The sequence below is a fragment of the Pseudomonadota bacterium genome (assembly GCA_039028155.1).
Taxonomy (GTDB): Bacteria; Pseudomonadota; Alphaproteobacteria; order SP197; family SP197; genus JANQGO01.
In genome coordinates this window covers 1-13,571 of record JBCCIS010000089.1, presented here as the reverse complement: position 1 = coordinate 13,571, position 13,571 = coordinate 1, and the positions used below count along the sequence as shown (strand labels likewise).

Below are 13,571 nucleotides of genomic sequence, written 5' to 3'. Positions count from 1 at the left end.
GCCCGCGCCCAGCATGACGACAAGCACGTAGCCCAGCGGATGGAAGTGGGTGAAGGTCGCCGGCATGTCGGTCAGGAGCCGGCGCAGGTTGTCGGGCGACAACAGGCTGGTCGCGTCAACCGGCTGGTCGGTGATCGGGTGCTCGGCCGACAGGCCGGCGAGCGAGGCGATCACGCTGACCACGACCAAGATCGCGATCAGCCAGACAAAGATGAAGACCGGATCGGGTAGGCGATTGCCAATCCGCTCGATGGCGGCTAGCACGCCCCTGCGCTCAACAGTGTCTGTGGTCATCCCCGGATCCGTTACCTCGGGGTTCTACGTCGGGAGGTGACGGTCGATGATCGACGTGGTGAACAACGTCCTAGCGATTGCCGCGCGCGGCCTTGGCTGCCGCCTCCAGGCCGACCGGGTACTCGGCAACCTTGAAGCCGGCGGTGGCCAGAATTTCGATCAGAAGACGATCGCGCAATTCGTCCATGCGGTCTTCGACCAGGCCGGAGAGCCTGAGGTCAGCGAAGCCGTGAAGCCGCGACCAGATCATCAACGCCATGCGCTCGGCGTCGAAGCGGCCAACGCTTGGGCGGTTGAGTTCGCGCTCCTCGGCGGCACGCTGGATGATGACGGCCGGACGGCGCAGCAGCGCCTCGTCGGCAAGCTGCATGCGGCCCGCGGTGTGCTGGGTCTCGTTCAGGGCAAAGAGCGAGCGGTAGATTTCCGGGCGGCGGTTGGCAAAGTTCAGATAGGCCGCGCAGCGGCGCGCCAGGCGCGCGGCCCAGCTTCTGGCGGTCAGGCTGGGCAGGCCCTCGGCGGCCAAATCGTCCTCGACATCCCCCAAGAGATGACCGAGCTCGGCCACATGGCGACCGCGGATTTCCGCGCCAATGGCATCGACACCGCCGGGAAAATACCGGTAGATCGCGCCGGGAGCGCATTCCAGTTGTTTGCACAGCGTTCTCACCGTCCAGTCGGTCGATCCGGTGTCACGGATCAACTGCTCTGCGGTGGCGACGATGCGTTCGGTTGAAAGACCCATGCGCGACACGTCCTGGTGCTCCCTCGAGATCGGATGGCTTGAAACCCGCCTTTTGTTTGGCAAAATTGTGGGTGAATCGTGTTCACCTTGCAAGCGGGCTCGCCTCCGGCTCGGGCGATTTTGTATAAGTGCTTGAAACTAAAGTATAAGATTCTTCTACTACTTTAGAGGTACTCCAAACGTGTCCATCCACAGAGGTCTTGGAGTCACCAAACAGTCATTCAGACGATTCGTTTTGGTGCTCTGTGTCCTTGTTTTGTTCATAAACGTTAACGGTACTGCCCGCGCCGAATCGTTACTTGTCTTTGCTGCCGCCAGCATGAGCGATGCCATGCAGGACTTGGCCGAGAGCTTTGAGGCTGAGACAGGTACTGAGGTAGTTCTTTCGCTGGCCGCGAGTTCTGTTCTGGCCAAGCAAATCGAGCACGGAGCGCCGGCCGGCATATTTATTTCTGCCAACCCGGCCTGGATGGACTATCTGGATGCCCAAGACCTGATCGTTTCCGATAGCCGGCGCGATATCGCCGCGAATCGGCTGGCGCTGATCACGCCGGCGCAAAGCAACGCGACCGTCGATCTCGCCATCCCGGACACCCTTGTCGCGGCGCTCGGACCAGACGGCCGGTTGGCGGTTGGTGACCCCGCTCATGTGCCCGCCGGCGACTACGCGCGCCAAGCTCTTGAAGCGCTTGTGCTTTGGGATGTGCTCGAGCCCCGCCTGGCGCGCGCGGCGAATGTTCGCGCCGCGTTGGCCTTGGTCGAGCGCGGAGAAAGCCCATTGGGAATAGCCTACGCGACAGATACCGCCGTCAGCGAGCGTGTGAAGATCGTGGCGATCTTTCCGCGCGCAAGCCACACGCCAATCGTTTACCCCGGCGCTCTAATCACGGCAGGTGACCAGCCGGCGGCGCAGGCATTCCTCGACTTTATTGTTTCGCCGAAAGGTGCTGCGATACTCGCCGAGCACGGCTTCTTACCGCCCTGAGCCCGGGTGGTCAGATGGGCGTTGCCGGCGCCAGGTCGTTAAGGCGCCTTTCGATCGCCTCACTACGCGGTAACGCCGGCATGGCGCCCGGCTCAAGGCAGGTCAGAGCACCCGCGACGCTCGCGCGGCGCAGCGCCGCCGGCAGGTCGGCGCCGCCATCCAAAGCCGCCGCCAAGACGCCGCAGAACGCATCACCGGCACCTGTCGTGTCGCGCGGCGTGATGACTGGCGCGCCCACACGCCATCCGCCATCCGGCGTGATCGCCACGGCGCCGTCACCGCCCAGCGTCACGATCGTCGTGAGCCCATGGGTGGCGGCAAGCGACCGGGCAACGTCGACGGGCTCGGTCGCGGCGATACCGAGCTGGTCGCCGATCTGGCGCGCCTCGATCTCGTTGGCGATCAGGATGTCCAGCGTCTCCGGCATGATCGGACCGGCGGGCGCGGCGTTGAGGATGACCCGCTTGCCCGCGCCGTGCGCGCGTTGTGCCAGGGCAAAGACCTCGCGCAACGGAACCTCCAAGGTCAGTAGAACGCTGGACGCGGCATGCAGCAGATCGTCATTGACCATGTCCTCGGCCGTCGCACCGTTCGCGCCAAAGCAGGCGATAATCTGGTTCTCGCCGTTGTCGGCCACCGCGACCACGGCGACGCCGCTGGGCATGTCGACGGCGGTGATGAACCGGCTGTCGACGCCTTCGGCCGATACGATTTCCAAGAGCTCGTCGCCATAGGCGTCGCGCCCGACGCATCCAACCAGTGTCACGTCACCACCGGCCCGCGCTGCGGCGACCGCCTGGTTCGCGCTCTTGCCGCCAGGGGCCGTCGCGTAGCTCGGCGTCAACACGGTTTCGCCCGGTTCGGGCAAGGTGGGTACGGGGATCAACAGATCCATGTTGAGCGAACCGAAGGCGATGATCATGGTCGTGTTCCCGTCAAAAAAAGCGGCGGATCCCTATCAGGACCCGCCGCCTAATCTACGTCACCCGCCGCCCACTTGGTACGGGGCGCGGAGACCAGTCAGCAGTCGAGTGTCGTGTCGCGCTCCCACTGGGTCAGGTGGTGGGTGTAATGGTTCCAGTCGGCCATCTTCAGTTTGATGTAGGCGTCAATGGTCTCATCACCCAGCGCACCGCGCAGCATCTTCGACTTGTCGGTCAGGCGAAGCGCATCCAAGAGGTTCAGCGGCAGTTGCTTGACCTTAAGCTTGCGCAGCTCCTCGGCGCGTCGCGTCTGGTACATGTTGTTGTCGAGGCGCTTGCCCGGATCGGTCTTGTTGGCGATGCCGTTAAGGCCCGCCGCAAGCAGTCCGGCCTGACACAGATAGGGGTTGGTCGAGCCGTCCATGATGCGGAACTCGAACCGGCCGGGATCGGGGATGCGCACCATGTGCGTCCTGTTGTTGCCGGTATAGCTGATCGTGTTGGGCGCCCATGTTGCACCGGACGTTGTGACCGGCGCGTTGATGCGCTTGTAGCTGTTCACGGTCGGATTGAAGATCGAGCACAGCTGGTCAGCATGGGCCAGAACACCGCCCAGGAAGTTATAGCCAAGCGCGGAGATGCCGAGCTCGCCACGCTGTGCGTGGAACAGGTTCTTCTTGCCCGTCTTGTCCCACAGGCTGGCATGGGTGTGACAACCGTTGCCGGTCAGATGCACGAACGGCTTCGGCATGAACGTCGCGCGCAGGCCGTGTTTTTCGGCGATCGACTTCACCATGAACTTGAAGAAGACATGGCGGTCGGCCGTGACCATGACGTCGTCATAATCCCAGTTCATTTCGAACTGGCCGTTGGCGTCCTCGTGGTCGTTTTGGTAGGGGCCCCAGCCCAGCTCCAGCATGGCGTCGCAGATTTCGCTGACGACGTCATAGCGGCGCATCAACGCCTGCTGGTCGTAGCAGGGTTTGGCCATGGTGTCGGCGGGATCGGAGATGTCGGAGCCGTCGGCGCTGATCAGATGATACTCGCACTCGACGCCGGTCTTCAGCCGGTAACCCTTCTTGGCCGCTGCGTCGATCTGGCGCTGCAGCACGTTGCGCGGACCGTGATCCACCGACTTGCCATCCATCTGAATGTTCGCGGCCAGCCAGCCGACTTCCTTCTTCCAGGGCAGCTGGATCAGGCTGGAGACGTCGGGCACCGCGAACATGTCGCTGTCGGCCGGTGACATATCGAGGTTGGTGGCGAAACCGGCAAAGCCCGCGCCATCGGCGACCATACCGTCGATTGCCTGGGTCGGAACCAGCTTCGATCGCGAGACACCGAACAGATCGGTGAAGCTGATCAGAAAGTACTTGATGCCTTTCGCCTTCGCGACCTGCGAAAGTTTTTTCTGCGCGGCGGTTGCCATGGTTACCCCCCCCATTGTGGACATACGGTTTTGGTTTGTGCCGGAAACTTAACGTGCCGCGGTGTTCGCCCGCCAGTGTCAGGTTCGTCCGGGAATCCAGTTCGTGCCGGCCAGCGGAATGCCGGCCATGGCCGCGGCCTCGACGGTCAGTGCAACCATGTCTTCGGGCTCCAGGCTGTTGACGTGGTTCTTGCCGCAGGCGCGCGCCAGCGTTTGCGCCTCCAATGTCATCACGCCCAGGTAGTTCGCCAGGCGACGACCGGCGCGCTCGGGGTCGAGACGTTTCGCCAGTTCCGGATCCTGCGTGCTGATGCCCGCGGGGTCGCGCCCTTCGTGCCAGTCGTCGTAAGCGCCAGCGGTCGAGCCCAGCTTGCGGTACTCATCCTCCCAGTGCGGATCGTTGTCGCCCAGGGCGACGAGCGCCGCCGTGCCGATTGAAACCGCATCAGCGCCCAGCGCCAACGCCTTGGCGACATCCGCGCCGTTGCGGATACCGCCGGAAACGATGAGCTGCACCTTCCTGTGCATGTCCAGATCCATCAGCGCCTGAACCGCGGGCCGGATACAGGCGAGCGTCGGCTGGCCGACATGCTCGATGAACACCTCCTGGGTCGCCGCCGTGCCGCCCTGCATGCCGTCGACCACGACGACGTCGGCGCCGGCCTTGACCGCGAGCGCGGTATCAAAATAGGGACGCGCACCGCCGATCTTGATGTAGATCGGCTTTTCCCAGTTTGTCAGTTCGCGCAGTTCGTGGACCTTGATCTCCAGGTCGTCCGGTCCGGTCCAGTCGGGGTGACGGCAGGCCGAGCGTTGGTCGATACCCTTGGGCAGGCTTCGCATCTGCGCGACGCGGTCGGAAATCTTCTGGCCCAGCAGCATACCGCCGCCGCCGGGCTTGGCGCCCTGGCCGACCACGACCTCGATGGCGTCGGCCTTGCGCAGGTCGTCCGGGTTCATGCCATAGCGCGACGGCAGGTACTGATAGACCAGTTGCTTCGAATGGCCGCGTTCTTCCGGCGTCATGCCGCCGTCGCCTGTCGTCGTCGACGTGCCCGCCGCGTTGGCGCCGCGCCCCAGCGCTTCCTTTGCCTGGCCGGAGAGCGAGCCGAAGCTCATGCCGGCAATGGTGATCGGGATCTTCAGCTCCAGCGGTTTCTTCGCGAACCGGGTACCCAACACCACGTCGGTGTCGCAGCGCTCGCGGTAACCCTCCAGCGGGTAGCGCGACATCGAGGCGCCCAGAAAGAGCAGGTCGTCGAAATGCGGCAGGTGGCGTTTCGAACCGCCGCCGCGAATGTCGTAGATGCCGGTGCTTGCCGCGCGACGGATTTCCGAGAGCGTGTAGTCGTCGAAGGTGGCTGATTTGCGCGGTGTCGTGTTGGGGATGTCAGTGTCCACAATGGGCCTCAATACGAGTCTGCATGATCGACGTTGAAATTGTAGAGCTTGCGGGCCGAGCCGTAGCGGCGGAACGTCGCGGGATCGGCATCGATCCCGGCGCGCGCCAAAAGGTCGGCCAGTGTTTCCAGGTGTTCAGGGCGCATCTCTTTCTCGATGCAGTCGGTGCCCAGGCTTTCGACGCTGCCGCGCACGAAGAGCTTGGCCTCGTAGATTGAATCGCCCAGCGCCTCGCCGGCATCGCCGCAGATCACCAGGTTGCCGAGCTGCGCCATGAACGCCGACATGTGGCCGACGGAGCCGCCGACCACGATGTCGATTCCCTTCATCGAGATGCCGCAACGCGAGGAGGCGTCGCCCTCGATCACGAGCAGGCCGCCATGGCCGGTCGCGCCGGCTGACTGGCTGGCATTGCCTTTCACGCGCACCAGGCCGGACATCATGTTCTCGCCGACGCCAACGCCGGCGTGGCCGTGCACCGTGATCTCGGCCTCCTTGTTCATGCCGCCGCAATAGAAACCGACATGGCCCTTGATCTGCACGTCAAGCGGCGCCTGCAGGCCGCAGGCGATGGCGTGCGTGCCCATCGGATTGGTGATCAGCCAGTGGCGCTCGTTGGTCTCGGCGGTCAGCCCGTTGAGCTTGCTGTTGACGGCGCGAAGGCCGAGCTCGTCCAGATCTAACTCGGTGATATCGCCGGTCGCCGCGGCTTTCTCCAACGTTTCGGTCATCGCCGACCCCGTTCAGTGCGTTGCCTGGGCGTCAACGCCCCAGGTGTAGATGGTTTGCGGCTTGGGCTCCCAGATGGTCGCGGTATCGGAGCCCGGCAGCGGCGCGATCGAGCGGAACTCGCTCGCCATCGCGACCCAGTCGTCGGTCTCGGCCAGCACCGCGTGTTTGCAGGCGATGGGATCGCGCAGCACGGCGAAACCGCCGCGGGTACCCAGACAGAAGGTGTAGAAACCATCGAGATCCTTCAGGCCGGCTTCGAGCGCCTCATTCAGCGTCGCGCCTTCGCTCATGCGGTAGGCGAAGTAGCGCGCGGCGACCTCTGTGTCGTTGTCGGTCTCGAACTCCATGCCGCGCTGCTCGAGCCATTCGCGCATGCGGTTGGGGCTGGCCAGTGACCCGTTGTGGACCAGGCAGATATCGGAGGCGGCGGTGAACGGATGGCTGTGTTCGGTGGTGACCAAGCTTTCCGTCGCCATCCGGGTATGGCCGATACCGTGGGTGCCGGTCATGGCGCGCACGCCGAACTTGTCGGCGACATCGGCCGGCTTGCCCATGTCCTTATAGACTTCCATGGTGCGGCCATAACCCATGACGCGCACCTCCGGGTGGGTCTCCTTGATCCAGGCACGCGCGGCCGCTTCGTCGCCGCCGAAAACGGTTACGACCGCGTGGTTGTTTTTGATGTCGACGTCGGTCTCGACCTCCAACGCTTCGGCAATGCCGCCGCCGAGCTGGCGCCAGGCATAGTCCATGTCGGGATGGAACAGGGTCAGCTTCGCCGCGTCGTCGTCGCGATCATGGTGATAGATGGCGATGCCCGCGCTGTCGGGTCCGCGCTCGGTCATGCCAATCAGCATGGTGGTCAGGTGGTCGCCCAGTTTCGACGACAACTCGGGATTCTTGATGAATAGACCGACAATTCCGCACATGACGGGTGCTCTCCGGCGACAATGAAGGTGTCGTCGGAACGTAGGGAGTTTTGCCGACCGAATCAATGGGGGTTAATTCAGTTTCCTCACAGGAAACAGAGACTTAGCCCTTCCTGGCGCGCCTCAGACCGGCCTTTCGCCCTCGATAATGACCCGGCGCATGACCCGGCGCTGACCGGGATAATCGTTGTGGGCGTAATGCATGGCGCAGCGGTTGTCCCACATGGTCAGCGTGCCTGCCTGCCAGTGAACCCGGCAGGTGAACTCCGGCAGAATGGCGTGGGCCCATAGATAACGCAGTAGCGGCAGGCTCTCCTCCTGGGTCATGCCGGCGAAGCGCGCGGCATAGGAATCGCAGACGTAAAGCGCCTTGCGCCCAGTCTCCGGATGGGTGCGGGCGACCGGATGCTCGAACTCGTCGTCTTGTTTGGCGTTGCCGCCGATGCCGGTAGGGGTCGATGTCTGGGCCTTGAACGCCGTCTGGCCGACCGCTGAGTCCGCGCCATAGGAAAGCGCCGTCGAGTGCATCGCCGTCATCGGCTCAAGCAAACGGCGCATGCCGTCCGACAGGGTCTGCCAAGCGAGATACTGGTTGGCGAACGAGGTGTCGCCGCCGGTCTCCGGCGCCACCACGCAATAGGTCATCGTGATTTTCGGCGGTCGCTCGAAGTTGGGCGAGTCGGTATGCCAGGAGCCGCCGAAGTTGAAGACATCGTCGGGTTCGGAGATCAGCTCGGTCACCTCCGGATGCTCGGCCATCACCTTGGCGAACGGGTAGTCCATCAGTGGACCGAATCGCTGAGCAAAGGCGACTTGTGCTGCCGGCTCCAGATCCTGATCTGGGAATGTCAGGACCAGATGATCGGCTAGTGCGCGTTCAACCTCGGTGAAACCGGCCTCGTCCAGATTGGTCAGGTCGACGCCTTCGACCCGCGCGCCCAAGGCGCCGGAAAGTGGCGTCACGGAGATCTGATCGTAGCTTCCGGGTTGTTGCTGCGGGGCGTGCAGCGCGGCGCGCTGCATCTCATAGGTCTGCTGGTAACCGGGCATGGTGATCCTCCCGAAAACCCCATCCACGAATGCTGATCCGGCAGGGCCGGCTTGTCATGCGGTTTCGTTCATGACGATCTTCACGAAAGCTGAACAACTGTCCAGCTTTTGTTGCGCCCAAGGTTCAGCGGCTCAATCAACCAGACAGCATCAGTCCACCCGCGTCGACGCCGACGTGCGGGTCTGACAAAGTGTCGATTGGTTGTGCTCAAGGCTCACAGGAGGCATCGCGTGAGACGGTTCCCTTCCAGGTTCGCCCCAACGGGTTTGGTCGCTCTGGCGCTCTGTCTTGCCGCCACGGCCTGCGACGCCGATTCCGATGACGCCGCTTATCTAGGCACCTGGGACCCGGTCATGTTGACACCCCAGGGTGAGGTGACCGTCATTGCGAACGGCGGTATCAGCTTCCGCGAAGACCAGGTCTGTTTCGTCCGCTTCAGCGAGGAGTGTTACGACGCAAGCTATGCTCCGCTGGGCGACACCATCGCCGTCAACATGAACGCCGACCCCACCTATTACCTGCTCCATACGCCTTTCGACGGCTATCTCGTCGTGCGTGAGATGAGCGACCGACCCATCCTCTACATCCGTCGCGAGGAGTAACGCGCCAAACGCGCTTACGCCCCTTCGCGCGAGTAGACGATCACCGAGAGGAAACGGACCGGGAGGTCGTGCAGGGTCTCCGGCCCGTGCGGCGCGTCGGCGTCGAAGAACAGGCTGTCGCCGGGTTCCATGGTGAAGCGCTGGCCGCCGTGGTGATAGTCCATCCGTCCGTCGACCAGGAACAGGAACTCCTGACCGTCGTGTTGGAACAGAGGAAAGACATCGGAGTCATGGCTGAGCGTGATCATGTAGGGCTCGACGGCCACAGCCTTGTTTACCGAATGTCCGAGCAGCGCGTATTGGTGGCCGGCGCGCGTGCCGCGCCGCTCTATCTTCAGCCCGTCACCGGCCTTGACGAAGGTCGCGTCGTGCTGTTCGTCAAAGCGTTGAAACAGCGATGTGAACGGCACGTTCAGCGCGCGGGAAAGTGATTTGAGTGTGGTGAGCGACGGCGAGGTCAGGCCATTCTCGATCTTCGACAACATGCCGGTGCTCAAGCCCGCGAGGGACGCCAGCTCGTTGACGGTCATGCCCAGCTTCTTGCGAAGCGATCGTACCTGATGGCCGATCGCGGCCTCCAGGTTCCGTTCGTCAGGAAGCGATCCGTGGGGATCCTGGATGAGTTCGTTGGTTACCTTGTTCATGACCATCTCCGGCGCCGCTGGAAGAGTGTGGCTTCCCCGACTTTCCTACGCGGAAATTGGCCATCGGATCAATTGAGGTCACGAATTTGATCGGATTTGTCACCCGACAAGGCGATCACGCCGATTGAGTAAGGCTCCGCAAAGAGGTCAAGCCGACAGGCCGGCCGTCGAATTCGGCCATGGCGTCGGTCAGACATTCCCACATGTAAACAGCCGAGGCGGAATCGGCGACCATCAACAAGCAGTAGGTGGCGCCGAGATCGTGGCGAACCAGGATCGCGTTCATCCGCGCGACGCTGGTCTGGGCGATGGCGCCGTCGACAAAACGTTGGGGCCTGAGATCGATGCCGCACATCTTGGCCATCATCTCCGGAATGTGACGGCCGCTGAGCGCCAGGCAGAAGTTGGTGTCGGCGCGGGGTACCGGAAAACACACGGCATCGGCCATCGACCAGACACCGGCCAACTGGTCGATGGTGTCGCTGGCGCCGTTAAGGCCCCCAAGCATCAAGAGTTCGCCGGCAGAAAGCCGACAGGCGAGCGAGCCGTCGGCCTGGACCGTCGCGGTGTTCGGCTCACCCAGACTGATGCCCTGGGCCGTAACCCAGGTCGCCATGTCCCAGCCCTTGTAGCCGGCGCGCGGCAAGGCGCTCAGGTCGGCGATGCCCAGATTGCCGGCGGCGCTTGCCTCGCCCGCGTCGCCGAAGGACATCGCGCAGGCGAACCCGTTGACCTCCTCGTACTGGGCGCCGAGCGAGTCGAGCACGCGATAGAGGTTGGAGCGTCGGACCAGGTCGGTCGGTTTGAGCGCGGCATCGGCCATGACCTAAAGCTCCTGGCGCTGGTTGTCGGGATCATAGAACGGCAGAGGCACGACCGTGCAGTCGACCATGCGCCCGCCTTCGACGCGGACCTGGAAACCGCTGCCGGGTTCGGCCTTTGCCAACGGCACGTAGGCCAACCCGATCGGTTTATCCAGGCTGGGCGACCAGCTGCACGAGGTCACGCGCCCGGCGATGTCGCCGTCCTGAATCACCAGGTGGCATTCCTTGGGTAGCGGTGCCGTGTGATCAGGGATTTCGAAGCCGACCAGCTTGCGTTCGAGATGCTTGCGCTGGATGTCGATCGAACGTTTGCCGACGAAGAACGGGCGCTTCTTGGCCAGCACCCATTCCATGTCCGCTTCCAGCGGATTGGTCAGGCCGTCGGTGTCCTGACTGACGATGATGTGGCCCTTCTCCAGACGCAGCAGTCGCTGACACTCAACACCGAACGGTTTGATGCCGTGCTCGGCACCGGCCTCCATCAGAGCGTCCCACAGCGCCTCGCCGGAATGGGCGGGGGCGTGGATCTCGTAACCAAGCTCGCCGACGAAGCCGACGCGCAACAGGCGCACGGGGATGCCGGAAACGACGGTTTGGCGCACGCCCATATAGGGGAAACCTTCGGCCGAGAGATCCTCGTCGGTCAGCTTCTGTAGGACATCGCGCGACTTGGGACCGGCGATGTTGACGCCGCAGAAGGCGCCGGTGACGTTGGTGACATCGACCTTCAAGCGCCACTGGGCGTTCCAGAACAGCATCTCGCGATAGACGCCGTCGACGCCGGACGTGGTCGCGGTGACATAGAAGTGGTTGTCGTCGAAGCGGCAGGCGACACCGTCATCGGTGATGACGCCGGTCATGTCGGTCATCAAGAGATAACGCGCGCGGCCAAGCTGCTGCTTTTTGTAGGCCCAGGTGTACATGCGCTCCAGCATCTCGGCGGCATCGGGGCCGCGGATCTCTAGACCGCCAAGGGTCGAGACGTCGATCAGGCCGACATTCTCGCGCACGTTTTTGGCCTCCGCGCGGATCGCTGCCTCGCGATCGCTGCCGGCGTTGTAGACCTCCGGCCGATACCAAAGACCCGCCAGCATCATCTTGGCGCCTGCTTCGCCGTGCCGGTGATGCATGGCGGTGAGGCGCGCGGGCTCGAAGCTGCGGCCTGCCAGGACGCCGATCTTCTCCGCCGTATAGGGCGGACGCTGGGTTGTCATGCCGGCTTCGTTGACGCTGACCTCGTTCGCCTTGGCGTTCAGGCGAATGGCGTTCAGCCAGGAGTGTCGGCCCTGGCTCGGCCCCATGCCGCAGGTCGAGAACCGCTTCATCAGTTCGATGTGCGCGTACCCTTCGGCGACGGCGTTGTTCAGATCGTGCACCTGCAGGTCCTCATCGAAGTCGACGAAGTCCTTGCCCTTGGGGTGCTCGAAGATGGGCCACACATGGTTCTGGCCGGTCTCACCGCGATCGTTCCTGACCGTCGGGCGCGTGCCGCCGACGAAACCTGCGTCCTGCACTGCCGCCCATCCGGCGGCGCGGCCTTCGTCGATCACGGTCTCCAGCAGGAAGCATGAATTGACCGATCCGGCCGCGTGCATGGTCGCCGGCAGTTCGGTGACGTGGAACATCGCCGTCTTGTCGTCATAGGGCGTTTTGCCGCCGGCATGCCAGATCAGGTTGGCGGCGGGCTGCCAGCCGATCGAGCTGATGATGGTGTCGCAATCAAAGACGTCGCGCCGCTCGGCCACGGTGCCCTGGCCGGTGATGCGCCCGATGCGCGCGGCCTCGATGCCGTTCAGATGCGGTTTGGCCTCGGCCTCGTAAACCGTCGCGCCGCCGATGATGGGCACGCCGTGATCGGCCACCGCGCTTGCCAGTTCGGACTCGTTGCGTGTTTCGTTGAGGTCGGCGATGCCGGCAACCTCGATACCGGCGTCGAGCAGGTCGAGCGCGGTGGCATAGCCGTCGTTGTTGGCGGTCGCGATCACCGCGCGCTCGCCGGGTTTGACGCCATAACGGTTCAGCAGGCGCTGCGCGGCGGAGCCGTACATGACGCCGGGCAGGTCGTTGTTGCGGAACACCAGCGGCTGTTCATAGCTGCCGGTCGCGACGACCACCGCCTTGGCGCGCAGCTTGAAGAGCCGGTTGCCCTGCATCACGGGAATGAAGTTGTCGGTGTACCAGCCGTTGGCGGTGGCGCCTTCCAGGACACGAATGTTCGACTGGCCGCGCACGGCGTTGATCAGCTCGTCGCGATGTTGGGCGGCAAGCTTGCCGTCGGCATCAAACCGCGCATAGGTCAGCGCGCCGCCAAGCTGCGCGTTCTCCTCGATCAGGATGACCTCGACCTCGCTGTTGGCGCGCGCGGCCTCCAGTGCCGCGGCAAGTCCCGCCGGTCCGCCGCCGACAACACAGACGTCGCAGAACAGATACTGCTTGTCGTAATAGCCGTGCGGCGTATCGAGGTTCACCTTGCCCAGGCCGGCCATGCGGCGGATCAACTTTTCCCAGTACTTCCAGCTGCCCTTGGGCTTGTAGAAGGCTTTGTAATAGAAGCCGACCGGCATGAACTTGCCCATCTTGTCGAGCATCTGGGCGCGGTCGTTGTCCACGCTGCCGAAAACGTTCTGCGCGGTTACCGCCATGCCGGTTTCGACCGGCGCGATGTCGGCGTTGACGTTGGGCTCGTCGCCGACCTGGACCAGACCGTTGGCGTCGTGGCCGGCGGCCGAGAGCGTTGCGCGCGGACGGTGATACTTGAACGAGCGCGAGATCGTCTTGACGCCGTTGGCATAGAGCGCGGAGGTGATCGTGTCGCCCTCGAAGCCCATGTAACGCTTGCCATCGAAGCTGAAGTCGATGCGTTCGTCGCGATTAATGAAGTGGCCCCTGGGCGCGTCGAGACGGTTGTGGCTCATGACGTCTCTCCCGGCGCCTCAGCGGGTGGGGGCGCGCTGAAGTCGACACGGTCCTTGTAGATGTCGCTGGCCGGATAAGTCTTCAGGATGTCATCGGTGC

General features: G+C 63.6%; 13 protein-coding genes. 2 read left to right on the top strand and 11 right to left on the bottom strand.

Annotation, left to right across the window (positions count from 1 at the left end):
* Together AAF563_24560 and AAF563_24555 are read right to left on the bottom strand one after the other, a co-directional pair.
* Positions 1–294: AbgT family transporter (locus AAF563_24560; GenBank protein MEM7124471.1), on the bottom strand; the 294-nt coding region annotated here is incomplete at its 3' end.
* 70 nt (positions 295–364) lie between these two features.
* On the bottom strand, positions 365–1,036 hold the full coding sequence (locus AAF563_24555; GenBank protein MEM7124470.1) for a TetR/AcrR family transcriptional regulator: 672 nt from the start codon (positions 1,034–1,036) through the stop codon (positions 365–367).
* Positions 1,037–1,274: 238 nt separating this feature from the next.
* Here AAF563_24555 and modA point away from each other — a divergent pair, with 238 nt between their 5' ends.
* Positions 1,275–2,021 carry a molybdate ABC transporter substrate-binding protein gene (gene modA, locus AAF563_24550; protein ID MEM7124469.1) on the top strand — a complete coding sequence of 249 codons (747 nt, stop codon included), beginning with the start codon at positions 1,275–1,277 and terminating at the stop codon, positions 2,019–2,021.
* A gap of 10 nt (positions 2,022–2,031) precedes the next feature.
* Here modA and AAF563_24545 read toward each other — a convergent pair whose 3' ends face one another.
* The 6 genes from AAF563_24545 to AAF563_24520 form a co-directional block, all read right to left on the bottom strand.
* Positions 2,032–2,943: a ribokinase gene (locus AAF563_24545; protein MEM7124468.1), complete on the bottom strand. Its 912-nt coding sequence runs from the start codon at positions 2,941–2,943 to the stop codon at positions 2,032–2,034.
* A gap of 98 nt (positions 2,944–3,041) precedes the next feature.
* Complete coding sequence (gene glnT / locus AAF563_24540) at positions 3,042–4,373, bottom strand: type III glutamate--ammonia ligase (GenBank protein ID MEM7124467.1); 1,332 nt, start codon at positions 4,371–4,373, stop codon at positions 3,042–3,044.
* Between the two features lie 78 nt (positions 4,374–4,451).
* Positions 4,452–5,774 (bottom strand): FMN-binding glutamate synthase family protein, encoded by a 1,323-nt coding sequence (locus AAF563_24535; protein MEM7124466.1) that lies wholly within the window; start codon positions 5,772–5,774, stop codon positions 4,452–4,454.
* Between the two features lie 8 nt (positions 5,775–5,782).
* The gene (locus tag AAF563_24530; protein ID MEM7124465.1) at positions 5,783–6,466 is read right to left on the bottom strand and encodes a protein glxC; all 684 of its coding nucleotides are present in this window, start codon (positions 6,464–6,466) and stop codon (positions 5,783–5,785) included.
* Between the two features lie 51 nt (positions 6,467–6,517).
* The gene (locus tag AAF563_24525; GenBank protein ID MEM7124464.1) at positions 6,518–7,435 is read right to left on the bottom strand and encodes an amidophosphoribosyltransferase; all 918 of its coding nucleotides are present in this window, start codon (positions 7,433–7,435) and stop codon (positions 6,518–6,520) included.
* Between the two features lie 123 nt (positions 7,436–7,558).
* Positions 7,559–8,485: a TauD/TfdA family dioxygenase gene (locus tag AAF563_24520; GenBank protein MEM7124463.1), complete on the bottom strand. Its 927-nt coding sequence runs from the start codon at positions 8,483–8,485 to the stop codon at positions 7,559–7,561.
* A 231-nt stretch (positions 8,486–8,716) separates the two neighbouring features.
* On the opposite strand from AAF563_24520, the gene AAF563_24515 reads away from it, so the two are divergent.
* Complete coding sequence (locus AAF563_24515; protein ID MEM7124462.1) at positions 8,717–9,088, top strand: hypothetical protein; 372 nt, start codon at positions 8,717–8,719, stop codon at positions 9,086–9,088.
* Positions 9,089–9,102: 14 nt separating this feature from the next.
* On the opposite strand, the gene AAF563_24510 is transcribed toward AAF563_24515, so the two are convergent.
* The 3 genes from AAF563_24510 to AAF563_24500 all read right to left on the bottom strand — a co-directional run bounded on the left by AAF563_24510 (position 9,103) and on the right by AAF563_24500 (position 13,471).
* Positions 9,103–9,732, bottom strand: a complete 630-nt coding sequence (locus tag AAF563_24510) for an XRE family transcriptional regulator (protein ID MEM7124461.1) — start codon at positions 9,730–9,732, stop codon at positions 9,103–9,105.
* A 115-nt stretch (positions 9,733–9,847) separates the two neighbouring features.
* A complete protein-coding gene (locus AAF563_24505) occupies positions 9,848–10,555 on the bottom strand; it encodes a sarcosine oxidase (protein ID MEM7124460.1) in 708 nt (235 codons plus the stop codon).
* A gap of 3 nt (positions 10,556–10,558) precedes the next feature.
* Positions 10,559–13,471 carry a 2Fe-2S iron-sulfur cluster-binding protein gene (locus tag AAF563_24500; protein MEM7124459.1) on the bottom strand — a complete coding sequence of 971 codons (2,913 nt, stop codon included), beginning with the start codon at positions 13,469–13,471 and terminating at the stop codon, positions 10,559–10,561.
* Between the last annotated feature and the right edge of the window lie 100 nt (positions 13,472–13,571).